The organism is Aquicoccus porphyridii, from assembly GCF_008369105.1.
GTDB classification, from domain to species: domain Bacteria; phylum Pseudomonadota; class Alphaproteobacteria; order Rhodobacterales; family Rhodobacteraceae; genus Aquicoccus; species Aquicoccus porphyridii.
Map to the genome: position 1 here is coordinate 16,091 of NZ_VINQ01000023.1, position 25,228 is coordinate 41,318.

General features: G+C 64.7%; 23 protein-coding genes. 12 read left to right on the forward strand and 11 right to left on the reverse strand.

Features of this window, described 5'->3' with window-relative positions; all coding sequences use genetic code 11:
* The first annotated feature begins 91 nt into the window (after positions 1-91).
* The gene (locus FLO80_RS19590) at positions 92-1,024 is read left to right on the forward strand and encodes a 2-hydroxyacid dehydrogenase (RefSeq protein WP_111366517.1); all 933 of its coding nucleotides are present in this window, start codon (positions 92-94) and stop codon (positions 1,022-1,024) included.
* A gap of 142 nt (positions 1,025-1,166) precedes the next feature.
* Here FLO80_RS19590 and FLO80_RS19595 read toward each other — a convergent pair whose 3' ends face one another.
* Positions 1,167-1,949: an SseB family protein gene (locus tag FLO80_RS19595; RefSeq protein ID WP_246156749.1), complete on the reverse strand. Its 783-nt coding sequence runs from the start codon at positions 1,947-1,949 to the stop codon at positions 1,167-1,169.
* Positions 1,946-2,533 (reverse strand): uracil-DNA glycosylase family protein, encoded by a 588-nt coding sequence (locus FLO80_RS19600; protein WP_111366513.1) that lies wholly within the window; start codon positions 2,531-2,533, stop codon positions 1,946-1,948. The genes FLO80_RS19595 and FLO80_RS19600 overlap by 4 nt, the downstream gene beginning before the upstream one ends.
* Before the next feature lie 97 nt (positions 2,534-2,630).
* On the opposite strand from FLO80_RS19600, the gene FLO80_RS19605 reads away from it, so the two are divergent.
* From FLO80_RS19605 to FLO80_RS19630, 6 genes are all read left to right on the forward strand, one after another.
* Entirely contained in the window at positions 2,631-3,005 is a 375-nt protein-coding gene (locus FLO80_RS19605; protein WP_111366511.1) for an ArsR/SmtB family transcription factor, read from the forward strand.
* 3 nt (positions 3,006-3,008) lie between these two features.
* Complete coding sequence (locus FLO80_RS19610; RefSeq protein WP_111366509.1) at positions 3,009-4,034, forward strand: permease; 1,026 nt, start codon at positions 3,009-3,011, stop codon at positions 4,032-4,034.
* A 218-nt stretch (positions 4,035-4,252) separates the two neighbouring features.
* A complete protein-coding gene (locus tag FLO80_RS19615; protein ID WP_111366867.1) occupies positions 4,253-4,912 on the forward strand; it encodes an ABC transporter ATP-binding protein in 660 nt (219 codons plus the stop codon).
* Positions 4,890-6,650, forward strand: coding sequence for a KpsE/RkpR family capsule polysaccharide export protein (locus FLO80_RS19620; protein WP_111366507.1), 1,761 nt, complete (start codon positions 4,890-4,892; stop codon positions 6,648-6,650). The genes FLO80_RS19615 and FLO80_RS19620 overlap by 23 nt, the downstream gene beginning before the upstream one ends.
* A 1-nt stretch (position 6,651) precedes the next feature.
* A complete protein-coding gene (kdsA, locus tag FLO80_RS19625; protein WP_111366505.1) occupies positions 6,652-7,485 on the forward strand; it encodes a 3-deoxy-8-phosphooctulonate synthase in 834 nt (277 codons plus the stop codon).
* 17 nt (positions 7,486-7,502) lie between these two features.
* Positions 7,503-8,999, forward strand: coding sequence for a phosphomannomutase/phosphoglucomutase (locus FLO80_RS19630; protein ID WP_111366503.1), 1,497 nt, complete (start codon positions 7,503-7,505; stop codon positions 8,997-8,999).
* 153 nt (positions 9,000-9,152) lie between these two features.
* Here the strand turns inward: FLO80_RS19630 and FLO80_RS19635 are convergent, their stop codons facing one another.
* The 5 genes from FLO80_RS19635 to FLO80_RS19655 all read right to left on the reverse strand — a co-directional run bounded on the left by FLO80_RS19635 (position 9,153) and on the right by FLO80_RS19655 (position 15,038).
* Positions 9,153-11,171 (reverse strand): M3 family metallopeptidase, encoded by a 2,019-nt coding sequence (locus FLO80_RS19635; protein WP_111366501.1) that lies wholly within the window; start codon positions 11,169-11,171, stop codon positions 9,153-9,155.
* Between the two features lie 258 nt (positions 11,172-11,429).
* Complete coding sequence (locus tag FLO80_RS19640; RefSeq protein ID WP_111366499.1) at positions 11,430-12,482, reverse strand: HesA/MoeB/ThiF family protein; 1,053 nt, start codon at positions 12,480-12,482, stop codon at positions 11,430-11,432.
* On the reverse strand, positions 12,482-12,922 hold the full coding sequence (dut, locus tag FLO80_RS19645; RefSeq protein WP_439328722.1) for a dUTP diphosphatase: 441 nt from the start codon (positions 12,920-12,922) through the stop codon (positions 12,482-12,484). Before dut ends, FLO80_RS19640 begins: the two co-directional genes overlap by 1 nt.
* A 57-nt stretch (positions 12,923-12,979) precedes the next feature.
* A complete protein-coding gene (gene coaBC / locus FLO80_RS19650; protein ID WP_111366495.1) occupies positions 12,980-14,182 on the reverse strand; it encodes a bifunctional phosphopantothenoylcysteine decarboxylase/phosphopantothenate--cysteine ligase CoaBC in 1,203 nt (400 codons plus the stop codon).
* A gap of 61 nt (positions 14,183-14,243) precedes the next feature.
* Positions 14,244-15,038: a ChaN family lipoprotein gene (locus tag FLO80_RS19655; RefSeq protein WP_111366865.1), complete on the reverse strand. Its 795-nt coding sequence runs from the start codon at positions 15,036-15,038 to the stop codon at positions 14,244-14,246.
* A gap of 53 nt (positions 15,039-15,091) precedes the next feature.
* On the opposite strand from FLO80_RS19655, the gene cobU reads away from it, so the two are divergent.
* The 3 genes from cobU to FLO80_RS19670 all read left to right on the forward strand — a co-directional run bounded on the left by cobU (position 15,092) and on the right by FLO80_RS19670 (position 17,816).
* A complete protein-coding gene (gene cobU / locus FLO80_RS19660; RefSeq protein ID WP_111366493.1) occupies positions 15,092-15,613 on the forward strand; it encodes a bifunctional adenosylcobinamide kinase/adenosylcobinamide-phosphate guanylyltransferase in 522 nt (173 codons plus the stop codon).
* Complete coding sequence (locus FLO80_RS19665; protein WP_111366491.1) at positions 15,610-16,182, forward strand: histidine phosphatase family protein; 573 nt, start codon at positions 15,610-15,612, stop codon at positions 16,180-16,182. The genes cobU and FLO80_RS19665 overlap by 4 nt, the downstream gene beginning before the upstream one ends.
* Positions 16,183-16,301: 119 nt before the next feature.
* Positions 16,302-17,816, forward strand: coding sequence for a YifB family Mg chelatase-like AAA ATPase (locus FLO80_RS19670; RefSeq protein ID WP_111366489.1), 1,515 nt, complete (start codon positions 16,302-16,304; stop codon positions 17,814-17,816).
* Here the strand turns inward: FLO80_RS19670 and FLO80_RS19675 are convergent.
* The 4 genes from FLO80_RS19675 to rsmI all read right to left on the reverse strand — a co-directional run bounded on the left by FLO80_RS19675 (position 17,794) and on the right by rsmI (position 21,081).
* Entirely contained in the window at positions 17,794-18,693 is a 900-nt protein-coding gene (locus tag FLO80_RS19675; RefSeq protein ID WP_111366487.1) for an alpha/beta hydrolase, read from the reverse strand. The two genes, FLO80_RS19670 and FLO80_RS19675, sit on opposite strands and share 23 nt — an antisense overlap.
* Entirely contained in the window at positions 18,690-19,625 is a 936-nt protein-coding gene (gshB, locus tag FLO80_RS19680) for a glutathione synthase (protein WP_111366485.1), read from the reverse strand. Before gshB ends, FLO80_RS19675 begins: the two co-directional genes overlap by 4 nt.
* Before the next feature lie 89 nt (positions 19,626-19,714).
* Positions 19,715-20,128, reverse strand: coding sequence for a YraN family protein (locus tag FLO80_RS19685; RefSeq protein ID WP_246156750.1), 414 nt, complete (start codon positions 20,126-20,128; stop codon positions 19,715-19,717).
* Positions 20,128-21,081 carry a 16S rRNA (cytidine(1402)-2'-O)-methyltransferase gene (gene rsmI, locus FLO80_RS19690; protein WP_111366483.1) on the reverse strand — a complete coding sequence of 318 codons (954 nt, stop codon included), beginning with the start codon at positions 21,079-21,081 and terminating at the stop codon, positions 20,128-20,130. The genes FLO80_RS19685 and rsmI overlap by 1 nt, the downstream gene beginning before the upstream one ends.
* Positions 21,082-21,165: 84 nt before the next feature.
* Here rsmI and FLO80_RS19695 point away from each other — a divergent pair, with 84 nt between their 5' ends.
* Entirely contained in the window at positions 21,166-22,350 is a 1,185-nt protein-coding gene (locus tag FLO80_RS19695) for a penicillin-binding protein activator (protein WP_111366481.1), read from the forward strand.
* The gene (locus FLO80_RS19700; protein ID WP_111366479.1) at positions 22,310-25,144 is read left to right on the forward strand and encodes a [protein-PII] uridylyltransferase; all 2,835 of its coding nucleotides are present in this window, start codon (positions 22,310-22,312) and stop codon (positions 25,142-25,144) included. The genes FLO80_RS19695 and FLO80_RS19700 overlap by 41 nt, the downstream gene beginning before the upstream one ends.
* Positions 25,145-25,228: the final 84 nt, after the last annotated feature.

Below are 25,228 nucleotides of genomic sequence, written 5' to 3' on the forward strand. Positions count from 1 at the left end.
AACCCCACCGCGCGCCGGTCGTGGCCCCCTTGCATCGGCCTGCGCCCCGGTCCACCCTGCGCCGCGAACGAACCATTCCAGAAGGCAGATCATGACCGCGAACATCCTTTTCGCCGCTCGCCCCGACAGTTGGGCCGAATACGAGAAACCGCTGCGCACGGCACTTGAAAAGACCGGGGTAAGCTATTCTCTTTCCACTGAATTCCCCCCCGAAGAGGTTGATTACATCATCTATGCCCCGAACTCCGAAGTGCAGGATTTCACCCCCTTCACCCGGGCCAAGGCGGTGCTCAATCTCTGGGCCGGGGTCGAACACGTAGCGCCCAACCCGACCCTCGACATCCCCCTCGCGCGGATGGTCGGCGGCGGGCTGACCGAAGGCATGGTCGAATGGGTCACCGGCCACACGCTGCGGCACCATCTCGGCATGGATGCCCATATCGTAAACCCTTCAAATCATTGGAAACCTTCGCCCCCGCCGCTCGCCTATGAGCGGTCGGTGACGATCCTCGGACTGGGCGAACTGGGCCGCGCCTGCGCCACCGCCCTGGCCGGTCTCGGCTTCGCCGTCTCGGGCTGGTCGCGCAGCCCCAAGATGATTGAGGGCGTCACCTGCCACCACGGCGATTCCGGCTTGAAGGACGCGATTCAAGATGCTGAAATCATTATCCTTCTCCTGCCCAACACCCCGGCCACCGAGAACACGCTCAACGCCGAAACCCTTGCCCTCACCGCCCCCGGCGCCTTCGTGATCAACCCCGGCCGCGGCACGCTCATCGACGATGACGCGCTGCTCGCCGCGCTCGAGTCGGGCCAGATCGCCCACGCCACGCTCGACGTCTTCCGCAAGGAACCCCTGCCCGCCGACCACCCCTACTGGTCGCACCCAAAGGTCACGGTAACACCACATATTGCGTCCGACACCCGCCCCGGCCCCGCCTCCGAAGTGATCGCCGAGAACGTGCGCCGCGGCGAAGAGGGCGCGCCCTTCCTACATCTCGTCGACCGCAGCGCCGGGTATTGACCAAAGAACGACAGCACAGGTTGGATTGAGTATTTTCCCCAAGAAAGAAAGAGGTTACACGATGATCTTCGTGTAGCCCCCTGCTCTTTCTTGGTTCCAAATACTCACAGGCACACGCTCTCCGGCAGCCCTTCGTTTTGCCTCAGCGCAGGATCGGCGGCTTCTCGGGGTCCGATCCCGGCGCCGGGCGCACAGATGCCGCAGGCGTCTCCGGCTCCGGCAGATCGAACCGCAACGCCACCCGCTCCAGCCGGGCGATCACGGGATCGTCCGGCGCGAAAAACCCCACATCCACGCGCAGATCCCGCCCCGAGAACAGCACCGCCTCCGAGATCGCACGCGCCAGCGCGGGCTGCGCCGCCTTGGGCGCGCCGGTGATCGCCAGAAGATGCCCCGCGCTGTCATCGGCCCATGTCACCCCCGCCAGCCACGCAGCGCGGGCCAGCCCCGCCGCCTTGGCCAGCCGCGCATCGACCGCCGCCACGACCTCCTGGGGCAGGTCCGGCGCATGCAGGCTTCGCGGCAAGGCGCGGCTCTCGTCGGGTGCAGGGGCCAGCGTTTCGGCCAGCCAGCCCAGTTCATCGGGCCCGAGCAGGACCGCGCCCGCTTCCGTTCCGGGGTTCAGCGCAAGGCCCAGACCCTCGCCGCCCAACATCCCGGCCAGCGCCCGCCCCGACAGCGTCGCATAATGGGCCGGGGCGCCGGTAAACTCAGTAAGCCGCTCTTCGCTGCCAAAGATCAGCACGAACCGCGCCCCGTCCGCCTCGATCAATTCCGGCTCGATCCGGTCGCCCTCGGCCTCACCGGTCAAGAGCAGCATCACCTCGCTATCGGCCAGCGTCGCAAAGAACGCCAGCCGCGCGGCCTCGTCCCCGGGGGCGGCCTGCATCGCGGCCAGCGCCTGTTCGAGCAGTGTTCGTGTCACGGGCGCAGAACCCCGGCAATCTCGTCGCGAAGCACCGGCAAAAGCTCCTCTTCGAACCACGGGTTTTTCTTCAACCACCCGGTATTGCGCCATGACGGATGCGGCAAGGGGAAAACCCGCGGCGCATGATCGCGCCAGCTCCGCACCAGTTCCGTCACCCCCATGCGCGTGCCCAGATGCCAACGCTGCGAATGTCCCCCAACCAGCAGCGTGAGCCGCACATCCGCCAGCGACGCCAAAACCCGCGCATGCCATGTCCGCGCACAGATCGCGGGCGGTGGCAGGTCACTGCCGCGCGCGTCATACCCCGGGAAACAGAAGGCCATCGGCACGATCGCGATCCGGCTCTTGTCATAGAAGATGTCCCGCCCGATCCCCATCCAGTCGCGCAACCGCTCGCCCGAGGGATCATCGAAGGGCAGGCCCGATTCATGGACCCGCATGCCCGGCGCCTGACCCGCGATCAACAGCCGCGCCCCCGGCGCGAACCACGCCACCGGGCGTGGTGCATGGCCGGTTGCCGTGGTCGCGAACGTCTCGGCACATAACCGGCAAGCTCTTATTTCAGAAGCCAAATCTTTCATTGCTCCAGCTTACCTGAAAGCGCGGCCACATCAAACATTTCGAACTTCATGAAAATAATTATGGACACGGCGCCATCATTTCGATATTTCTAGAATCATGAAACATTCAGACACCGACGATCTTGACCTTGTTCAGGCCGCCTCGACCTTCGCGGCGCTGGGCAGTGAACAGCGGCTCGGCGTGCTGCGCACCCTCGTGCGCGCCGGGCCGGAGGGGCTGACCATCGGCACGCTGGGCGAACGCTCGGGCGTGACCGGCTCAACCCTCACCCACCACATGAAGACGCTGGCGCAGGCCGGGCTTGTCACGCAAAAGCGGCAGGGGAGACAGATCATCTGCGCCGCCGTCGCCTATGACGAGTTGCGCGCGCTCACCGACTTCCTGACCCGACAATGCTGTGTCGATGCGCCGCAATCGACTGCGCACGATCATGACCAAACCAACCAGAACCAGGCCAAAAGGACCCTTTGAACAATGGTTGACACCTCCCTTATCCCGCAACGCCTGTCCCGCCTGCGGCCCGATTGGGCCTGGATTGCGCTGGGGCTGATCCTTCTGGCCGTGGCCGTGTTCGAGCGGGCGCAATTCCTGCCCACGCTGGACTTCGCCTCCGGCGCGCTGGCCAGCACCGCACCGTTTATCCTGTTTGCCGTGCTGGCGATCGGCTGGCTCAAGGCCACCGGCGCCGAGAGCCTTCTGGCCCGCGCCTTCCAGGGGCGCGAGATGCGGATGATCCTGCTGGCGGCGCTGTTTGGCGGGCTCTCGCCGTTTTGCTCGTGCCAGGTCATTCCCTTTATCGCCGCCCTTCTGGCGGTCGGCGCGCCGCTCTCGGCGGTCATGGCCTTCTGGCTCGCCTCGCCGCTGATGGACCCGGCGATGTTCTCGATCACCGCCGGCACGCTCGGATTCGACTTCGCGCTGGCCAAGACCGGCTTCGCCGTGGCGCTCGGCCTCATGGGCGGGTTCGGCACGATGCTGTTCAAATCCTCTGCCGTCTTTGCCGATCCCCTGCGCGAGAAACCCACGGTCGGAGGCTGTGGCGCGAAGAAACCCTTCTCGGGTCAACCCGTCTGGCGCTTCTGGGCCCATGCCGAGCGCCGCACGACCTTCCGCGACAACGCACTGCAGAACGCCGTCTTCCTGCTCAAGTGGCTGTCGCTGGCCTATGTGCTGGAGGCGCTGATGATCCGCCACGTGCCTGCCGACATGATCGCCGGCGTGCTGGGTGGCGACGGTATCCGGCCGATCCTGCTCGGGGCCTTCGTCGGCGCACCGGCCTATCTCAACGGCTATGCCGCGGTGCCGCTCGTCGATGCGCTCCTGCAACAGGGCATGGCGCCGGGCGCCGCGATGAGCTTCGTGATCGCCGGCGGCGTCAGCAGCCTGCCCGCCGCCATCGCGGTCTGGGCCCTGGTCAAGCCGCGCGTCTTTGCCGCCTACATGGGCTTTGCGGTGCTCGGCGCGATGCTGGCCGGGCTGGGCTGGGCCGCGCTGGCCTGAAATCGCGGCACGGACACCACGACACCAACGGACCGGCCCGTGACAGGGCCGGTCCGCACATGCGTTAAAACGACATCCCAACACTCAGGGGGCTTATTCTTGCCTAAAAGTTGGGTATATACGCTATGGAAAGATCGCGGCCGGTGAGGGCCAATCTAAATGATGCCTTCACGCAACCCGGGTATCAGGGGGCTGCCCGCGAACAATCGGAGCAGGGTATGATCGAGTTCGAAAACGTCAGCAAGTCCTTCTGGACCGGCTCCCAACGGAAGGTGATCCTCGAACAGGTGTCCTTCCGGGTCGAGCTTGGCAATTCGCTCGGCATCCTCGCCCCCAACGGCACGGGCAAGACGACGCTCATCAACATGATGGCCGGGCTTGAAAAACCCGACGAAGGCACGATCCGGCGCAGCTCGCGCATCTCTTTCCCGCTGGGCTTCATGGGCGGGGTCGTGTCCAAGGTTTCGGCGGTTGAAAACAGCCGCTATATCGCCCGCCTCTACGGGCTCGATCCCGACTATGTCGAGGCGTTCTGCCGCTGGCTGTGCAACCTCGGCGAATATTTCGAGCAACCGCTCGGCACCTATTCCTCGGGGATGCGGGCGCGGTTCTCCTTCGCGCTGATGCTCGCGCTCGATTTCGACATCTACCTCATTGACGAGGGCATGCCCGGCTCCACGGACGTGGAATTCAACAAGAAAGCAGGCGACATCCTGCGCGAAAGATTGCAGAATACGACGACCGTCATTGTCTCGCACCAACCCGAGACTTTAGAGAAATTCGTGCGCAGCGCTGCCGTTCTGATGGCTGGCAAACTTCATATGTTCGATACCTTGGAAGAAGCGAAACAGCTCTATGACTACGAAACCCAAGGCTAGAAAATTCCGCATCCACCGGACAGCGCCAGGTGCGGCTGCGGGGGCGGAACAGCGCGCGCAAGCCCGCGTTGCCGAGGATCACGCTCGCCACGGCAAAGCATCGCCAGCCGCGGCCAAAGCCCTGCGCGATCCCGTGACCCCCGAGAAACTGTTGCGCGACCCCCAGGCCGCGCCAGCCGCGGACGACAACGCCTCTGCCGCTTCCCCGGCCAATTCTCCGGCCAATTCCCAATCCGGACCCGCCCGATCCGGCGAGGTTGCATCGGCCCGCGAAACCCGGACCGAAACCGATATCGACGCGATCCGCAAAGAGGGCCTGACCGGGCGGCAACTGCGCATGGCCCGCCGCGTGGCCCAGAAACACGGGCTCGCCCCGATCTCCGACTTCGACGCGGTGCGACAGTTGCGCCTGCGCGGCATCGACCCGTTTCAACGCTCCACCATGCTCGAACTGGTCGTCCCCAAGGACGCGGGTGGCAGGGCCGCCATCGCCGATACCGGCAATCTTCCCGCCGGGGCCACGTCGAACCTGCCCCAGACCGTCCAACCCGGCAAGACCAACCTGCCCTCGACCGACACCACCTCGCCCGCCGATCGACGCGCTTCCGAGATCATGGCGATCCAGCGCGACATCATGCGCCGCCGCCGCAAGCGGCTGATCCTGCTGTTCACGCGGCTGGCGGCCTTCGTGTTCCTGCCCACCCTCCTCGCGGGCTGGTATTATTTCGCTGTCGCGACACCGATGTATTCCACCAAGACCGAATTCCTGATCCTTCAGGCCGACGGCGCGGGTGGCTCCGGCATGGGCGGTTTCCTGCCCACGCAATACGCCACCAGCCAGGACAGCATCGCGGTGCAATCCTACCTGCAATCCAAGGACGCGATGCAGCGTCTTGATGACGAGATGGGCTACAAGGCGCATTTCTCGCAGGACTGGATCGACCCGATTCAGCGGCTCTCCCCCGACGCCACGAACGAAGACGCCTACAAGCTCTACAAGGAAAACATCAAGATCGGCTATGACCCGACCGAAGGCGTCGTCCGGATGGAGGTGATCGCCGCCGACCCGCAGATCGCCACCGATTTCTCCTCGCATCTCATCACCTATGCCGAAGAACGGGTGGACGAGTTGTCGCGCCAGAAACGCGAGGACGCGATGCGCTCGGCCAGCGAAAGCCTCGAAAAGGCCAAGACCGAACGTCGCGAGGCACAAGAGGCGCTGGTGCGGCTCCAGGAAACGCAAGGCGTTGATCCGACCGAACAGCTTGCCGTGCTGCGTCAGCAGATCGGGCAATACGAGATGCAGTTGCAGGAAAAACAGCTTCAGCTTCAGGCGCTGCTCGACAACGCGCGCCCCAACCAGGCCAAGGTCGATGGCGCCAGCGGCGACATAAGACGGCTTGAAAACCTGCTGACCCGCCTCACCGCCGAGATGTCCGAGGCCCAATCCGGCACGGATTCGCTCGCCGCGCGCGCCGCCCGGATCGAGATGGCCAAGGCCGATCTCGCCACCGCCGACCTGTTCCTGCAATCGGCACTCCAGAACGAGAAACAGACCGCGCTCGAAGCCAACCGGCAGGTGCGTTACCTCACCGTCCCGGTGCGCCCGATCGCCGCCGACGCGCCTGCCTATCCGCGCGCCTTCGAGAATACATTGCTGGCCTTCCTGATCTTTGCCGGCATCTATCTCATGGTCTCGCTCACCTCGTCCATCCTGCGCGAACAGGTCTCCTCCTGACATGAAACACGTCTCCCTCGGCCCGCTCACGCTGGGCAACAACCTGCCACTCACCGTGATCGCCGGCCCCTGCCAGTTCGAAAGCGTGGATCACGCCCTGATGATCGCCGGGCGCATGAAAGAGATCTGCGCCGATGCGGGCGCGGGGTTCATCTTCAAGGGCAGTTTCGACAAGGCCAACCGCACCTCGCTTTCCGGGCAGCGCGGGCTGGGCCTCGACGAGGGGCTCAGGCTCATCGCCGATGTGAAAGCGGCGCTGGACGTTCCGGTGCTCACCGATGTGCACCTGCCCGATCAATGCGCCCCCGTGGCCGAGGTCGCCGACGTCTTGCAAATCCCCGCCTTCCTCTGCCGCCAGACCGATCTCCTGCTCGCCGCCGGGCGCACCGGCGCGGCGATCAACGTGAAGAAGGGCCAGTTTCTTGCCCCCTGGGACATGGCGAACGTGGTTTCCAAGCTCGAGTCGACCGGCAACACGCGCCTGATGCTGACCGAGCGCGGCACATCCTTTGGCTACAACACCCTAGTCGCCGACATGCGCGCCCTGCCGCAGATGACGCGCCTGGGCTACCCGGTGGTGATGGACGCCACCCATTCCGTGCAACAGCCCGGCGGGCTTGGCGGCGCGTCGGGCGGACAGCGCGAATTCGCCCCCGTCATGGCCCGCGCCGCCGTCAGCCTCGGCATTGCCGCCGTCTTCATCGAAACCCATCAAGACCCCGACAACGCCCCCTCCGACGGGCCCAACATGATCCCGCTTGACGCCATGCAGGGGCTCGTGCGCTCCCTCATGGCCTTCGACCGGCTGGCCAAGGCCGACCCGATCACGATTTGAACAAACGAGCATTCATCATGACCAGACCCTTGAGCGACGTGGCCCCCAACACGTGGGAATTCCTGCGCGACCCGATGATCCGGCCCACGGGCTTTCGCGAATATGACGCGCGCTGGAAATACCCCGACGAGATCAACCTGCCCGGCATGACCGCGCTCGGCTTGGGCCTCGGCACCCAGATGCGCCGCCGCGGCATCGACCCCGTCATCGCCGTCGGCAACGATTACCGCGACTATTCGCTGTCCATCAAGAACGCGCTGATCCTCGGCCTCATGCAGGCGGGCATTGAGGTCAAGGATATCGGCCCGGCACTCAGCCCGATGGCCTATTTCGCCCAGTTCCACCTCGACGCCCCCGCCGTCGCCATGGTCACCGCCAGCCACAACCCCAATGGCTGGACCGGCGTCAAGATGGGCTTCGAACGCCCGCTCACCCACGGCCCCGACGAAATGGCCGAGCTGCGCGACATCGTGCTTGAAGGCCAGGGCGAGCCCGCCCCCGGCGGCTCTTACGAATTCGTCCATGGCGTGAAAGAGGCCTATCTCGACGATCTCGTGGGCGATTTCCGCATGACCCGCAAGCTCCGCGTCGTCTGCGCCACCGGCAACGGCACCGCCAGCGCCTTCGCGCCGGAACTGTTCGAGAGACTGGGCGTCGAGGTCATCTCCTCGCACAACCAACTCGACTACACCTTCCCGCATTACAACCCCAACCCCGAAGCGATGGAAATGCTCCACGACATGGCGGCATCGGTCAAAGCCAGCGGCGCCGATTTCGCGCTCGGCTTTGACGGCGATGGCGACCGCTGCGGCGTGGTCGATGACGAGGGCGAAGAGATTTTCGCCGACAAGGTCGGCGTCATCATGGCGCGCGAGTTCTCCAAGCTCTATCCCGGCTCGACCTTCGTGGCCGATGTGAAATCCACCGGCCTCTTCGCCTCCGACCCCGAGTTGCAGAAAAACGGCGCCAAGGCCGATTACTGGAAAACCGGCCATTCCCACATGAAACGCCGGGTCAAGGAAATCGGTGCGCTCGCCGGGTTCGAGAAATCCGGCCACTACTTCCTCGCCGAACCGATCGGGCGCGGCTATGATTGCGGGCTGCGCGTCGCGGTCGAGATCTGCAAGCTGATGGACCGCAACCCCGACAAATCCATGTCCGACCTGCGACGCGCCCTGCCCAAAACATGGGCGACCCCCACCATGTCGCCCCACGCGCCGGATACCGAGAAATACGACATCCTCGCGCGCATCGTGGAAAAACTGGTGGCCAAACACCAAGCGGGCGAGACCATCGCCAACCGCCCCATCAAGGAAGTGGTGACCGTCAACGGCGCCCGCGTCATCCTCGACAACGGCTCATGGGGCCTCGTGCGCGCCTCATCGAACACGCCCAACCTCGTCGTGGTCTGCGAAAGCTCGGCCTCCGAGGCGGAAATGCGCGCCATCTTCGCGGATATCGACACCGTGATCCGTACCGAACCCGGCGTCGGCGCCTACGATCAGACGATCTGATACATCATGCATTGCGCCTGCCCGTACCGGCACAATGAGTATTTTTTCCAAGAAAGAGACCAGCGGGCTGGCTGAACCCGCACCCCTGCTCTTTCTTGGCCCAAATACTCAATCCCGGTCCGCCAACCCGCGCGACGCCCCAAGTGCAGCCGGTCACTCGGCCGCGACCAACCCCCGCCCCTTCAAAAGCGCCTCAACCCCGGGCAAACGCCCGCGAAACCGCTGATAAAGCTCCGCCGCATCGACCGATCCGCCCTTCGACAGGATATGCGCCTCCAACGCCCGCGCGAGATCCGGGTCAAACGCATCGCCCGCCTCCTCGAAGGCGGCAAAGGCATCGGCGTCCATCACCTCGGACCACATGTAGGAATAATAGCCCGAGGAGTACCCATCCCCCGAAAACACATGCGCGAATTGCGGGCTGGCATGGCGCATCACGATCGCATCCGGCATCCCCAGCCGCTCGAGCACCTCGGCCTGCCGCGCCATCACGTCGCCCGGCGCCGCCCCGTCGTGAAACTCAAGGTCCACCATGGCCGAGGCGACATATTCCACCGTCTGGAACCCCTGGTCGAAATTCGCCGCCGCCAGCACCTTGTCGAGCAGCGCCGCAGGCATCGCCTCGCCCGTCTCCACATGCCGGGCGAACTCGCGCAGCACTTGCGGAACCTCGAGCCAGTGCTCATAAAGCTGCGACGGCAATTCCACGAAATCACGCGCCACCGATGTCCCCGACACGCTCTCATAGGTCACGGCCGACAGCATCTGGTGCAGCGCGTGGCCGAACTCGTGAAACAGCGTGCGCGCATCGTCATAGGACAAGAGCGCCGGATCGCCCTTGGAAAAGTTGCACACGTTGATCACCACCGGCGCCTGTTCCCGTGGCCACTTGGCCTGCCCGCGCATCGCCGAACACCACGCGCCCGAGCGTTTCGAGCCGCGCGCGAAGTAATCGCCGATAAAGACCGCCACATGCCGCCCCTCGCGCGTCACCTCCCAGGCGCGGCAATCGGGATGGTAGAGCGGCACCTCCAGCGGCTTGAACTCCAACCCGAACAGCCGGTTCGCACAGGCAAAGGCGGCCGCGATCATCGCGTCGAGCGAAAGATAGGGCTTCACTTCCGCCTCGTCGAAATCATGCTCGACCCGGCGCCGCTTCTCCGCGTAATAGCGCCAGTCCCACGGCTCGAGCCGCCCGTTCACGCCATCTTCGTGCATCATGGATTCGAGCACCGCCGCATCCGCCTCGGCCCGCGCCTTGGCTGGCTCCCACACCGCCATCAACAACTCGCGCACCGCCTCCGGCGTCTTGGCCATCTCGGTCTCGAGCTTGTATTCGGCGAAGTTGCCATAGCCGAGCAACTTCGCCCGCTCCTCGCGTAGCGCCAGGATCTCACCGGCAATCGCGCGGTTGTCGGTCTCGCCGCCGTTCGCACCGCGCGCGGCCCAGGCCCGGAACGCCCGCTCGCGCAGATCGCGGCGCGGCGAGAATTGCAAAAACGGCACGATGAGCGAGCGCGACAGCGTGACCACCGGCCCATCCGCCCCCTTCTCCCTGCCCGCCGCCCGCGCGGCCTCGACCACGAACCCCGGCACCCCCTCCAGATCGCTCTCGGTCAATTCCATCACCCATTCGCGCTCATCGGCCAGAAGGTTCTGGGTGAACGCGGTGCCGAGCTCGGCCAGCCGCGCCTTGATCTCGGTCATGCGCGCGTCGGCCTGCCCCTCAAGCGCCGCGCCCGCGCGCAGGAAACTCCGCCGGGTCAACATCAGAACCCGCGCCTGCTCCTCGCTCAAATCCAGCTCCGCGCGCGCCTCCCATACCGCCTCGATCCGGGCATAAAGCGCCTTGTTCGCCGTCACGGCCGCGAAATGCCGCGCCAGCCGGGGCGAGAAATCGCGCTGCAATGCCTGCCGCGCATCGTTGCTGTCCGCCCCCGCCACGGTGAAAAACACCGACAACACCTTGTCGAGCTTCTCTCCCGCCGCTTCCAGAGCCCCGATCACGTTGTCGAAATCGGCCGGCCCCGCATCCCCGGCAATCGCCGCGATCTCCGCCTCGTGTTCGGCCAGTGCCGCCTCCAGCGCCGGAGCGAAATCCTCGTCCGAAATCGCGTCGAACGGGGCGATCCCGAACGGCGTGTCCCAGTCGGTCAAAAGCGGGTTGGTCATGGCGGCCTCCTGTCAGTTTCGCGCCCAGACATAGCCACTCGCGCAGGCCCCCACAATGCCATGCCGCGCCGTGCTTCATCTGACTGCAAATACCTCGGGGGTGTGGGGGTTGACCCCCACTCCGACCCGTCTCAAGGGCCCACCGCACGCCCCGTTAACCCCAAACGGTTACATATGAAACCACTTTACCCGGCAGCCGGATGTCAGCCGGGCAGCAGCCGGATGTCACCCCCCCCTTTCGGGCACCGCACGGTGGCGTTAACCTTCCCCGCCCCGGCCTGCGCAAACCGGGCAATCGGGGCGCGGCTTGAGGCGCATCTTGCGGCTTTCACCATGCAACCCGTCAAAGATCATCATCTGACCGCGCAGGGTCTCGCCCGCCCCGGTGATCGCCTTCACCGCCTCCAGCGCCATCATCGACCCGACCACCCCGGGCAAGGGCGAAACCACCCCCGCCTCGGCACAGGAGGGCGCCAGTTCGGGCGCCGGGGCCTCGGGAAAAATGCATTGATAACAAGGGCCTCCACGCGCCGGGTCGAACAGGGAAACCTGCCCCTCCCACTGCGCGATCGCCCCCGAAATGAGCGGCTTGCCCGCATCGACACAGGTCCGGTTGGCCAGGTATCGGGTATCGAAATTGTCGGTCCCGTCGATCACCAGGTCATAGTCCGCAAAAAGCGCCCCGGCGATCTCCCCGGTCAGCCGCCGCTGATAGGGCCGAACCTCGACATAGGGGTTGAGCGCCTCCATCGCCTGCATCGCCGATTGCACCTTCGGCATCCCCGTCCGCCCATCCGTATGCACCACCTGCCGCTGCAGGTTCGACGCCTCCACCACGTCGTCGTCAATCACCCCGATCCGCCCCACGCCCGCCGCCGCGAGATAAAGCAGAACCGGCGATCCCAGCCCCCCGGCCCCGATCACCAACACCTTGGATTGCTTTAGCTTTTTTTGCCCCGGCCCGCCCAGTTCGCGCAGCACCACATGCCGCGCATAGCGGTTCAACTCCCCCGGAGCGAACACCCCCTGCGCCGGGGTTTCGGCCTCTTCAACCGGCGCGGCCCGCCGCTTCAACCACGCCAGCCCCCGCATGTAGAGCCCCACCAGAGCCACCACTCCTCCAAGGATCAGCCACCCCTCCGGCCCGCCCCCGGTCGCCACGCGCAGGGGATGCGCATCGGGAAAAACCAGCTGAATTACCAGAACCGCAATATAAACCAATGCGATAAGGGACCAGACCACCCCGCCGGGCAGGCGCAGCGCACGGCCCATGCCCCAGACCACCGCCATGATCCCCAGTACCGCCAGCATCAGCCTCGGCCTGTCGAGCCGAACCCGCCCCCGCCGCGCGCCGTCTCGCTCAACCTGTCCACCAGAACGAAACCCGCCTGCACCACCGGCGCGACAACCATCTGCGCGATCCGCTCGCCATGGGCGACTTCGAAAACCTCCTGCCCCGCATTCATCACGATCACGCCCAATGCCCCGCGGTAATCGCTGTCAATCGTGCCGGGGCTGTTGGGCAGCGTAATCCCATGCTTGAGCGCCAGCCCCGAACGCGGTCGCAGCTGCACCTCGTAACCGACTGGAATCTCGATCCTTAATCCGGTCGGAATCAACGCCCTCTGGCCCGGCTCCAGCACCACGCGCCCCCGCTCCTGCAGGTTCGCGCGCAGGTCCGCGCCTGCCGCGCCCGGCGTTTCATAGGCCGGAAGCGGCACGTCCCGATCCGCCCCCTCAACCCAACTCAACCTGACTTGAACCACGCCTTGCCTTTCATCTTTGCCGAAATACTCCCACCGAAGACATCAACTCTCACGCGCCAGCGCCTCGGCGATCCGCACCGCCAGACGCCGCGCAACCTCGTCCTTGCCCATACGCGGCCAATCCTCGACCCCACCCTCGGAAATCAGATGCACCGCGTTCTCCGTCCCGCCCATGATCCCGGTTTCCGGGCGCACATCATTGGCCACGATCCAGTCACACCCCTTGCGCAGCCGCTTGGCCTGCGCATTCCCGATCACATCACAGGTCTCGGCGGCGAACCCCACCACCAGCCCCGGACGGCCCTCACTCATCTGGCTGACCGTGGCCAGGATATCCGGGTTCTCGATGAATTCGAGCGTGGGCAATTTTCCCTTTTCTTTCTTGATCTTCGACCCGCTCGCCACCTTCACCCGCCAATCGGCCACCGCCGCCGCGAACACCCCTGCATCGACCGGAAGCGCATCCTGAACCGCGCCAAGCATCTCTTGCGCGCTCTCCACCTCGACCATTTCGCACCCTACCGGGCGCGGCGCATCGGCCGGGCCGGTCACGAACACCACCTCGGCCCCCAGCGCGACCAGCGCCTTGGCAATCGCCGTGCCCTGTGCGCCCGACGACCGGTTGGCGATGTATCGCACTGGGTCGATCGGCTCATGCGTGGGCCCCGATGTCACCAGAACCCGCTTGCCCCGCAATGGCCCGTCGCCCATCGCCTGCTCAATCGCCGCGACGATCTCCATCGGCTCCGACATCCGCCCCGGCCCGTGCTCGCCACAGGCCATGTCGCCCGCGTTCGGGCCGACAAAGCGCACGCCATCGCCCTTGAGCAGCGTGATATTGCGCTGCGTGGCGGGGTGCTCATACATCCGCACATTCATCGCCGGAGCGACCAGGACCGGCGTGTCCGTGGCCATCAACAGTGTCGAGGCCAGGTCATCCGCATGCCCCCCCGCCATCTTGGCCAGCAAATCCGCGGTCGCCGGGGCCACCACCACGAGATCGGCCACTCGGGAAAGCTGGATATGGCCCATTTCGGCCTCGGCGGTCAGATCGAACAGGTCGGAATGCACCGTCTCGCCCGCCAGCGCCGCAACCGAAAGCGGGGTCACGAACTCGCCCGCCGCGCGGGTCATCACCGGCGTCACCGCGGCCCCGCGCTCGCGCAGCCTGCGGATCAGGTCGAGGCATTTATAGGCCGCGATCCCGCCGCCGATGATCAGAAGAATACGTTTGCCGCCCAGCATCGCGACCTCCCCGGTGCTCACGCCACAGTGTTACGGTGGAAGGGGCGCGAAAACAATGGCATCAGTCTTGCTTGCCAAACGCCGCGCACGGGTCTTCGCGCTCCGCCACTGGCACGTCTTCGACCACGTCGAACGCGCCCTCAACCCGGCCCTCTTCGGCAATGGCCAGCGAAAATACCGCCACGCCCCGTGCCGCGCGGCCCAGGTAGACCGGCATCCCCCAATCCTTGCGCGCATGACCGTTTCCCGTGATCACCACCACCGGGCCCTCGGTCTCATCAAGTGCGACCAGCGTCTGGCGGGCCAGTTCCGCATCGCGCAGCCGTTGCAGATCGACCATCGCCGGCAGCATCTCCTCGGGCAGCGCCTCGCAATGCACCTCGAACTGGAACCGTTCCCGTGCCGCCTGCTGATCGGCGTCCAGCGGCTGATCGAGGCCATAAAGGGCCGCATCCCCTTGAAAGAACGCACTCACGCCCGCCTCCATCGCCTTGCGCGCCGCCCCGCGCGGCACCGCCGCCCCAAAGATGCGCGCCTCGGGCGCCGCCGTGAAAATCGGGTGATACATCGCGAAATCCGGCCAACCAGTCGCGGCCCAGCCCAGCGCCTGCGCAAGCGCCCCGGCGTCTTTGCGCAGATCCGGCGTGACCCGCCCGGCCTGCTCCGAGCTCAGCATCTCGAACACGATCGCCTTGGGTTGCAACGCCGCCACCAGTTCGGCCTGCCGCGTGTGGGCATGGGCGTTGTCATGCACCTCGCCGAGGATGACCACATCCGCCGCGCGCATCTCCTGCGGCACCCCGGCCTGCGCGACGCTCGCGGCCCACGCCAACACCGCGATGATCAACCCTCTCATGCTTCCCTCCGCCATTGCACTCTGCTAACTCCGACCTGTTTAAGGAGACGCCCATGCCTGCGCAACTGACCTTGGTTCTCGGCGGCATAGCCAGCGGCAAATCGGCCTTCGCCGAGGGGCTGGTGCGGCAATCGGGCAAGCCGATGATCTATCTCGCGACCGCCCAGGCCTTCGATGACGAGATGACGCAAAAGATCGCGCGCCACCGCAAGGCAAGGGGCCCTGGCTGGCACACCATCGAGGAACCCCTCGCCGTGGCCCAGCGGCTGCGCGACATCGCGGCGGGTCATTGCGTGCTGCTCGATTGCGCGACCCTTTGGCTCTCCAATCACCTGCTTTCCGATAGCGACCTTGAGGCCGAAACCCATGCACTCCTCGCCGGGCTCGCCGACTGCACCTCCGACCTGGTCGTGGTCTCGAACGAGGTCGGTCTCGCCGGGGTGCCGGATAACGCGCTGGCGCGGCGGTTCGCCAATGCGCAGGGCCGCCTCAATCAATCCATCGCCGCCCGCGCGGCACGGGTGATCCTCGTGACCGCCGGACTGCCGGTCACGCTCAAGGGCCCGGTGGCATGAGCCGCATCTTCTGGGTGCGCCACGGGCCGACCCATGCGAAATCCATGGTCGGCTGGTCCGATCTGCCTGCGGACCTTTCGGATCGCGACCGCCTTGACCGTCTGGCCGATTTCCTGCCGCGCGAGGCACCCGTCATTTCGTCGGATCTCATCCGCGCCACGGCCACCGCCGACGCCATCGCCCGCGACCGCCCGCGCCTGCCCCACGATCCCGACCTGCGCGAGATGCATTTTGGCGCGTGGGAACTCAAACGCCATAACGAGATCGAGGACCAGGTCCATGCCCGCGCCTTCTGGGAAACTCCTGGCGACCTCGGCCCACCCGGCGGCGAAAGCTGGAACACCCTGTCGGCCCGCGTCGACCGGGCCGTTAACCGCATCTTTAACCAATACCCCGAAAGTGACATCATCGCGGTTGCCCATTTCGGCGTGATCCTGACACAACTGCAAAAGGCCCTCGGCCTCACCGCTTACGAGACATTTTCGTTCAAGATCGACAATCTTTCCGTGACCGAACTCAATCGCACGAATACCGGCTGGCACGCCGAACGGGTCAATCACCTCCCCTGACGCGCCTTCGCGCGTGGCGCGAAAGGACGTGCCTTTCGAAAACCCCATTCCGAATTAACCATTCGTAAACCGTCCGCACGCTACGGGTTAACCAAGTTTAACCAAGCCTCGGGGTCAGAATGGTCGCTCGCACCTACACGGTTGCCTTCGAAGGGGTCGAGGCGCGCAATGTCGAGGTGCAATGCGCCGTCACCCCGGGCATCCCCGCCTTCTCCATCGTCGGCCTGCCCGACAAGGCGGTGAGCGAAGCGCGCGACCGGGTGCGCACCGCGCTCAATTCCATGGCCATTGCCTTGCCGTCGAAGCGCATCACCGTCAATCTCTCGCCCGCCGACATCCCCAAGGAAGGCAGCCATTTCGACCTGCCCATCGCGCTCGCCCTGCTCGCGGCGCTCGAAATCGTTCCGCCCGATGCGGTGGAGGCGGCCACCTCACTCGGGGAATTGTCGCTCGACGGCTGTCTCATCCCCGTCGTGGGCGCGCTCCCCGCCGCCATGGCCGCCGCCGAAGCGGACCGCATCCTCCTCTGCCCCGACGCTTCGGGGGCCGAGGCCGCATGGGTCGGTGCAACCCAGGTGATCGCGGCCGCGCGACTTTCGGACATGGTGCGCCACCTTACCGGTCAGAGCCCGCTTTCGCCCGCCGAACCCGGCGAGGTCAAGGAGGCGCCGCATGCCCGCGACCTGCGCGACGTCAAGGGGCAGGAACGGGCCAAGCGTGCCATCGAGATCGCCGCCGCCGGGCGCCATCACCTGATCATGGTCGGCACGCCGGGCTCGGGCAAGTCGATGCTGGCCGCCCGGATTCCCACGATCCTGCCGCCGCTCGATCCCGGCGAGGCGCTCGAAACCTCGATGATCCATTCACTGGCCGGGCTTCTCGACGAGGGCGGCATTTCACGCAGCCGCCCGTTTCGCGAACCTCATCACACCGCCTCCATGGCCGCCATTGTCGGGGGCGGGCGGCATGCAAAACCCGGCGAAATCAGCCTCGCCCATAACGGCGTGCTCTTCATGGACGAATTCCCCGAGTTCGCCCGCGCCGTTCTCGAAACCCTGCGCCAGCCGATCGAAACCGGCGAGGTGATGATCGCCCGCGCCAACGCACATGTGAAATACCCCTGCAAATTCATGCTGGTCGCCGCGGCAAACCCCTGTAAATGCGGCTATCTTTCCGATCCCGCCCGGGCCTGCGCGCGGGTGCCGCAATGTGGCGAGGACTATCTCGGCCGCATTTCCGGCCCGCTCATGGACCGGTTCGACTTGCGCGTCGAGGTGCCGCCCGTCGCCTTCACCGATCTCGACCTACCCGCTTCGGGTGACGACTCCCGCGCGGTCGCTGCCCGCGTCGCCATCGCCCGCACCCGTCAGGCCGAACGCTTTGCCGATCACCCCGGCACGCGGCTCAATTCCGATGTCGAGGGTGCCCTGCTCGAAGAAATCGCCACGCCCGACGCCGAGGGGCGTGCGCTCCTGACCCGCGTCGCCGAGCGCTTCGGCCTCTCGGCCCGCGGCTATCACCGGGTGTTGCGCGTCGCCCGCACCATTGCCGATCTCGATGGTTCAGACGAGGTCCACCGCCCGCATGTCGCAGAAGCGGTCAGCTATCGCATCACCGCTCTGAAAGAGAGTTGATCCAGCGCGCCAAGCCCCGCAGCGTCGCCATGGCCTCGGGCAGAAAGGGCTGGAAGATCGGCCAGACATGCGGCAGATCATGCTCCAGCACAGCCTCGACCACCACGCCCTGATCCCGCATCCGCTCGGCAATACGCAGAGTATCATCGCGCAGGATCTCGGTGTCCCCCACGGTAAGCCAGACCGGTGGCGCTCCGGCGAAATCGGCAAGAAGCGGCGACGCACGCGGGTCCTGCACTTCACCCTGCGGCAGATACATCTCGGTCACCTCGTCAAATCTGCCCGGTGGCAACATCACATCGGCGTGCGCATTCTCCTCGATACTGGCCCCTGAAAAACTCAGATCGGTCAGTGGGGAAAACGCGAACAGACCCTTCGGCAGGGTCTCACCCTGTCGCAATATCTCTCCAAGCAAGGCCAGCGCCAGCCCTCCACCAGCACTATCCCCCCCCAGAATCACGCCCCCCGGCCGCCCGGCCACCGCGCGGTATGTGCTCAAGGCATCCTCAACCGCCACCGGAAACGGATGCTCGGGCGCAAGGCGATACTGGGGCAAACAGGCTGGCAGACCGCTCAACCCCGAAACCCGCGCCAACATCGCCCGATGCGTGCGCGGCGAGCCAAAGACATAGCCACCCCCATGAAAATAAAGCAGGATCGGTCCCGCGCCTCGCGCCACACCCGGCCCCGACACCCATTCGACCGGCACCCCGTTCAGATGATCGGCCTGCACCCGGCTACCCCGCGGGGCATGAAAGAACAGCCGCGCCTTGAACTCGAACGAGCGCCGCAATTTCTCATGCGACCGCGCCCGTGCAAGCTGCCGTTTCTCGAAAAGCCGCAGACCGCGGTTCAGGATCTGCCGGACAAGGCTCACGCCCGGCGCGCCTCGATCGCCTCCCAGATCCGCCCCGCCACGTTGATCCCGTCGAAGCGTTCAAGTTCCTGAATGCCGGTGGGCGAGGTCACGTTGATCTCGGTCAGGTAGTCCCCGATCACGTCGATCCCCACGAAGATCTGCCCCTTTTCGCGCAAAAGCGGGCCGATCCGGTCACAGATTTCGCGGTCACGCGGACTCAGTTCTATCTTTTCAGGCCGCCCGCCCACATGCATGTTGGACCGCGTCTCGCCCTCGGCCGGCACCCGGTTGATCGCGCCGATCGGCTCCCCGTCAACCAGAATCACGCGCTTGTCCCCGTTCGAGACATCGGGCAGGAACTTCTGCGCAATCAACGGCTCGCGCGAAAAGCCGGTGAACATCTCATGCAGGCTCGACAGGTTTCGATCGCTCTCGGTAAGGCGAAACACACCCGCCCCGCCATTGCCGTAAAGCGGCTTGAGGATGATGTCGCCATGCTTGTCCTTGAACGACCGGATCGTGTCGAGATCCCGGGCGATGGTGGTGGGCGGCGTCAGGTCCGGAAAGTCGAGAACCAACAGTTTCTCGGGATAATTGCGCACCCAGAACGGATCATTCACCACCAGCGTCTTGGGCGTCAGGCGCTGCAACAGATGCGTGGTCGTGATGTAGAACATGTCGAACGGCGGGTCCTGTCGCAGCCAGATGACATCGAAATCGGCCAGATCGACCACCTGCCGCTCCCCGAGCCGAAAATGATCTCCCCTGACCCTTTGCACCTCCAGCGGCCAGCCCTTCGCCGTCACCCGCCCCCCCTGATAGGACAGGTGATCCGGTGTATAATAGAAAAGTTCGTGCCCCCGCGCCTGTGCCTCCTCGGCGATTCGGAACGTGCTGTCCGCGTCGATATCGATCGGCCCGATCGGGTCCATCTGGATTGCGATCTTCATGCGCCGCTCCCTTGCTCAGCTGCTCGAGGTCAACCCCTTACATGGCCCAAGCCCGCGACCAGCGCAATCCTCACCAACCGGTCCGGCGCTCAGAAATCCGAAAGCGCGTTCTCCACGATTTCGATCACGCCTTGCCCATCGACCAGCGCCACATCCAGACGCATCTCGGTCAATTCTCCCCGCGGTTCCCGGCCCAGGAATTCCTGCGCCGTCATCATGATCCGCCTGACTTGCGCAGGGCGCAGGCTTTCGGCGGCACGCGCATGGGTCGGCGCGGATTTCACCTCGACAAAAACCACGGCATCGCCGTCGCGCAGAACAAGGTCGATCTCGCCCCGGGACCCGCGCCAGCGCCGATGAGCAAGCTGCAACCCGCGCAGCTCGTAATACCGCGCCACCTGTTCCTCGGCCAAAGCCCCGGCGATATAGGCGCGCCGACCACGTCGTTTGCGGGCAGGCGTCGACATCGCTCCGGCAAAGGTCTCATCCCTGACCTCAGCCATCATTCCGCATCCATTCCATCTTCGCCATTCGCTTCAGCGTCATTTGCCACGCCTGGTTCCTTGTCATCGCCTTGTGCGTTGGCCGCATCACGGTCGATCAAATCAAGCGCCCGCTGATAGACCTGCCTTCGTTTCATACCGCTTTCCGCCGCCACAAGGTCCACCGCATCGCGCAGCGACATCCCAGGAATCACCTCTTTCAATCTCGAATCGACATCATTGGAGCTAATATTCAATGAATCCCCATCGGCCCCACCCACCACGATGACGACCTCTCCCCGCACCTGCCGCTCTGCCGCGCCGAGGGCCAGCTCGGCCAGCGTGCCGCGGCGCACCTCTTCGAACTTCTTTGTCAACTCCCGGCACAACGCCGCAGGACGGTCTCCACCAAGAACCGCTGCCATGTCGGCCAGCGCCGCCGCGCAGCGCTTGGGCGATTCGTAAAGAACCAGAGTCGCTTGTATCGCGACCAGGTCTTGCAGGGCGGATTTTCGCCGCCCCTTGCTGCTTGGCAGGAACCCCGCGAAAAGGAACCGGTCAGTCGGCAGGCCCGAAAGCGTCAGCGCCACAATCGCAGCCACTGCGCCGGGGGCCGCCGTGACCGGCGTTCCCTCGTCTCGCGCCGCCCGGGCGAGATCGAAACCGGGGTCGGCGACCATCGGTGTTCCCGCCTCCGAGGCATAGGCCACCGATTTGCCCTCGCGCAGCCATTGCAGCAACCTAGGCCGCACCCTTGGCCCGTTGTGATCGTGATAGGCAATCAGTGGACGATCCCCCAGAGCCACGCCATGGATTTCCAGCAGCCGCCGCATCGAGCGGGTATCCTCGGCCGCGATCACATCCGCGCCCGCCAGAACGTCAAGCGCCCTGAGCGTGATGTCCCGCGCCGTCCCGATCGGCACCGAAACAAGGTAGAGACCTCCGTCAAGATCGGCGGATTTCGGATTCACCACTGGACCCCATGGATGTGACGTCTATTATTCCCTGCAAATGCTGCCGCCCGTGGGGGGTGGCCAAAAGGGAGTGTTCATTTGCCCATGTTTGCTGTTTTGACCCCGATCCGCAAGAGCGCCGCGCCTCTCATCGCCCTTCTGTCGATGATCTGGCTTGCGGCTTGTGATCCAGTCAACCGGTCTGGCGCCGGAATGCGCGGCCCGTCGATCAATCCTTCGGCCCCGGTGCCTGTCGCGCTGCTCGTGCCGCGCGGGTCGGAACAGCCCGGCGATAACGTGCTTGCCCAAAGCCTCGAAAATGCCGCGCGACTCGCCGCGGCCGATCTCGACGGGGTTGAGGTCGATCTCAGGGTTTACGCAACGGCCGGAAATGCAGCTCAGGCACAAAGCGCGGCCCAGCAGGCCGTGGCCGACGGGGCAAAGATCATCCTCGGCCCGGTCTATGCCGAATCCGCAAATGCGGTCGGAAACGCTGTTGCCAACAAGGGTGTGAACGTCCTGGCCTTCTCCAACAACACCACCATTGCGGGCGGAAATGTCTTCGTGCTCGGCCCCACATTCGAGAACACCGCCAACCGGCTGATGGGATTCGCCCGGCGCCAAGGCAAATCCCGAGTTCTCGTGGTCCATTCCGAGAACCTGTCGGGCCAGCTCGGCAGTCGCGCCATCCAGAACGCGGTCGCTGCCAACGGCGCCACGCTGGTCGGCTCGGTCGGATATACGTTCAGCCAACAAGGGGTCATTTCCGCCATTCCCCGTATTAAGGCCACTGCCCGCTCGGGTCAGGCCGACACGATCTTTCTCACGGCCGATACAGCCGGTGCACTGCCACTCTTCGCCCAGATGCTGCCGGAGGCCGGGCTTGGGCCTGACGAGGCCCAGTTTATCGGCCTGACCCGCTGGGACATTCCACCGCAAACGCTTGAAATGCCCGGTGTTCAAGGCGGTTGGTTCGCACAGCCCGACCCAAGCCGGACCCAGAGCTTCGCCGCGCGCTATTCCGCCGCCAACGACAGTGCGCCACATCCAATCGCGGGATTGGCCTATGACGGCATCGCCGCAATCGGTGCGTTGGTGAGATCCGGTCGCTCCAATGCGCTTTCAACCAGCGCCCTGACCCAGGGTGCGGGGTTCCAAGGGGCCACGGGCATCTTCCGCCTCCTTGCCGACGGCACCAATGAACGGGGCCTCGCCGTGGCCCAGATCCGTGACAAACAGGTGGTTGTGATTGACCCTGCCCCAAGAGCCTTCGGCGGCGCCGGGCTCTGACCCGTCCGCTCCGTTCGGTACCGCCGCAACGGCGCCTGCCGACATACCTGACGACCTGATCTGCCTGGCCGCCGCGATTTTCGACCGGGCAGCGATTTCGCACACGCTCAACGCGGCCGCAGCAACGGCCCGCGACGAAACCGAGTTGCGAAGCGCCGCTGTTGGCGTGCTGTCCGATGCGCGCAAGAACGGATTTGCCGCCATCGAAGCGGGCCTGCACGCTGACCCGTTCGCTGCCCGCCCCGCCATCCGCGCCTATAGCTGGCTCACGGATAGCCTGATCATCAGCGTCTTCGATCTCGTTACCACCCACATCCATCCCCCGCCCGATCCGACCGCGAGTGAACACCTGTCGCTTTTGGCCGTGGGCGGGTACGGCCGTGGTGAAATGGCCCCACAATCGGATATCGACCTGCTGTTTCTGACGCCCCGCAAGATCACGCCATGGGCCGAGAACGTCATCGAATCCATGCTCTATATCCTGTGGGATTTGCGGCTCAAGGTCGGCCATGCCAGCCGCACGATAAAGGACTGCCTGCGCCTCGGGCGCGACGATTACACCATCCGCACCGCGCTGCTCGAGCATCGACATATCACCGGCGATACCCCGCTGGCGACACGGCTGAACCAGAGCCTGCGTAAAGATCTGTTCAAAGGCACCGAGCGCGACTTCATCGAGGCGAAACTGGCCGAGCGCGAAACCCGGCATGCCAAACAGGGGGAACGCTATGTGGTCGAACCCAATGTGAAAGAGGGCAAAGGCGGCCTGCGTGACCTGCAATCGCTGTTCTGGATCGCGAAATACATCCACGATGTGCGCAACGCGCGTGATCTTGTGCGTCTCAAGGTCTTTTCAGAAGACGAATTCCGTACCTTCGACAAGGCAGAGACCTTCCTCTGGGCGGTACGCTGCCACATACACCTGATCACCGGGCGCCCGAATGATCAGCTCACCTTCGATCTACAGGTACAGGTCGCCGACCGGATGGGATATGCCGACAAGGGCGGTCGGCGTGCCGTCGAACATTTCATGCAGGATTATTATCGTCAGGCCACCCGCGTGGGCGACCTGACACGCATCTTCCTGACCAAGCTCGAAGCCGCCCACGCCAAGGCCGAACCCCTGCTCGAGCGGCTGTTCAAGCGCCGCCGCAAGCTCAAGCCCGGGTATCTGCAAATCCATGGACGGCTGGCGATCGAGGACGAAAAGGCATTCCTCTCCGACCCGCTGAACCTCTTGCGACTGTTCGAAGAAGGCCTGCGCACCGGGATGCTCATCCACCCGGACGCGATGCGGCTCGTCACGGCCAATCTCGACATGATCGACGATGAGATGCGCGAAAACAGGGAAGCCAACCGCATTTTCCTTGATCTTCTGCTCAAGCACGGCAACCCCGAACGTGCCCTGCGGCGGATGAACGAACTGGGCGTGCTTGCCGCCTTCATTCCCGAATTCGAACCGATCGTGGCGATGATGCAATTCAACATGTATCACGCCTATACGGTAGATGAGCACACGATCCAGGTGATCTCGAATTTCAACGCCATCGAACAGGGAGAGCTCGACGACGAGCTGCCCGTGTCCGCGGATATTCTCAAACGCAAACGGCTCAACCGCAAGGTCCTGATGGTGGCGATGCTGTGCCATGATATCGGCAAGGGGCGCGACGTCGACCACTCGATCCTCGGGGCCCAGATCGCGCGGCGTGTGGCACCCCGGCTGGGGCTCAAGCCGAAAGAGGTCGACACTGTCGAGTGGCTTGTCCGCTACCATCTTCTGATGTCCGACATGGCGCAGAAACGCGACATTGCCGATCCGCGCACCGTGCGCGATTTTGCCAAGGCTGTAGGCAGCGTGGCTCGGCTCGACCTACTGTTGCTGCTGACCGTCTGCGATATCCGCGGCGTCGGCCCCAAGACCTGGAACAACTGGAAAGCAGTGCTCCTGCGCGCGCTCTACCGGCAGACCCGGCTTGCCCTCGAAGAAGGGATCGAGGCGCTTTCGCGCGAAGTACGCGGCACCGAAGCGAAAAAGAACCTGCGCGCGGCACTGCCGGATTGGGATGCGGCCGATCTCAAGATCGAAACCGCGCGCCACTACGATCCCTATTGGCAGGGGTTGCATGTCACTGCCCATGTCGTCTTTGCCCGGCTTCTGAAGGGTATCGAGGATGACGAGATCCGCATCGATCTGCATCCTGACGATGACCGCGACGCCACCCGCGCCTGTTTCGCCATGGCCGACCACCCGGGGATTTTCAGCCGGATGTGCGGCGCGCTGGCACTTGTCGGCGCCAATATCGTCGATGCCCGGACGTTCACCACCAAAGACGGATATGCCACGGCCGCCTTCTGGATTCAGGATTCCGCGGGCCACCCCTTCGAAGCCGGCAAGCTCAAACGAATCGAGGGCATGATCCACAAGACCCTAAAGGGCGAGATCATCGCCGCCGATGCGATCGCGGATCGCGACAAGTTCAAGACGCGCGAAAAAGCGTTTCGCGTGCCGACATCAATCACCTTCGATAATGACGGGTCAGAGATCTATACCATCATCGAGGTCGACACCCGCGACCGCTCCGGCCTTCTTTTCGACCTGACCCGGACCATGGCCAACGCCAATATCTATATCGCTTCGGCGGTGATCGCGACCTATGGCGAACAAGTCGTGGACAGCTTTTATGTCAAAGACATGTTCGGTCTGAAACTACACTCCAAGGCCAAGCAAAGAGCACTTGAGAAAAGACTTCGTGAAGCCATCGAGACCGGCGTGGAACGTGCCCGCAGGCCCTGAGGCAATCGAATTCCAAACTGGAACTTAACCTGTTTGTCGTCACCGGAAACAGTACCTGTGACGCCATCGCTCCCTGCCACGGCA

Bases quoted from the DNA above. Each gene is read 5' to 3' on its own strand.
- FLO80_RS19590 (WP_111366517.1), top strand. From the start codon at position 92: ATGACCGCGAACATCCTTTTCGCCGCTCGCCCCGACAGTTGGGCCGAA.
- FLO80_RS19600 (WP_111366513.1), bottom strand. From the start codon at position 2,533: ATGAAAGATTTGGCTTCTGAAATAAGAGCTTGCCGGTTATGTGCCGAG.
- FLO80_RS19605 (WP_111366511.1), top strand. From the start codon at position 2,631: ATGAAACATTCAGACACCGACGATCTTGACCTTGTTCAGGCCGCCTCG.
- FLO80_RS19610 (WP_111366509.1), top strand. From the start codon at position 3,009: ATGGTTGACACCTCCCTTATCCCGCAACGCCTGTCCCGCCTGCGGCCC.
- FLO80_RS19615 (WP_111366867.1), top strand. From the start codon at position 4,253: ATGATCGAGTTCGAAAACGTCAGCAAGTCCTTCTGGACCGGCTCCCAA.
- FLO80_RS19620 (WP_111366507.1), top strand. From the start codon at position 4,890: ATGACTACGAAACCCAAGGCTAGAAAATTCCGCATCCACCGGACAGCG.
- kdsA (WP_111366505.1), top strand. From the start codon at position 6,652: ATGAAACACGTCTCCCTCGGCCCGCTCACGCTGGGCAACAACCTGCCA.
- FLO80_RS19630 (WP_111366503.1), top strand. From the start codon at position 7,503: ATGACCAGACCCTTGAGCGACGTGGCCCCCAACACGTGGGAATTCCTG.
- FLO80_RS19635 (WP_111366501.1), bottom strand. From the start codon at position 11,171: ATGACCAACCCGCTTTTGACCGACTGGGACACGCCGTTCGGGATCGCC.
- FLO80_RS19640 (WP_111366499.1), bottom strand. From the start codon at position 12,482: ATGCTGGCGGTACTGGGGATCATGGCGGTGGTCTGGGGCATGGGCCGT.
- coaBC (WP_111366495.1), bottom strand. From the start codon at position 14,182: ATGCTGGGCGGCAAACGTATTCTTCTGATCATCGGCGGCGGGATCGCG.
- FLO80_RS19655 (WP_111366865.1), bottom strand. From the start codon at position 15,038: ATGAGAGGGTTGATCATCGCGGTGTTGGCGTGGGCCGCGAGCGTCGCG.
- cobU (WP_111366493.1), top strand. From the start codon at position 15,092: ATGCCTGCGCAACTGACCTTGGTTCTCGGCGGCATAGCCAGCGGCAAA.
- FLO80_RS19665 (WP_111366491.1), top strand. From the start codon at position 15,610: ATGAGCCGCATCTTCTGGGTGCGCCACGGGCCGACCCATGCGAAATCC.
- FLO80_RS19670 (WP_111366489.1), top strand. From the start codon at position 16,302: ATGGTCGCTCGCACCTACACGGTTGCCTTCGAAGGGGTCGAGGCGCGC.
- gshB (WP_111366485.1), bottom strand. From the start codon at position 19,625: ATGAAGATCGCAATCCAGATGGACCCGATCGGGCCGATCGATATCGAC.
- FLO80_RS19685 (WP_246156750.1), bottom strand. From the start codon at position 20,128: ATGGCTGAGGTCAGGGATGAGACCTTTGCCGGAGCGATGTCGACGCCT.
- FLO80_RS19695 (WP_111366481.1), top strand. From the start codon at position 21,166: ATGTTTGCTGTTTTGACCCCGATCCGCAAGAGCGCCGCGCCTCTCATC.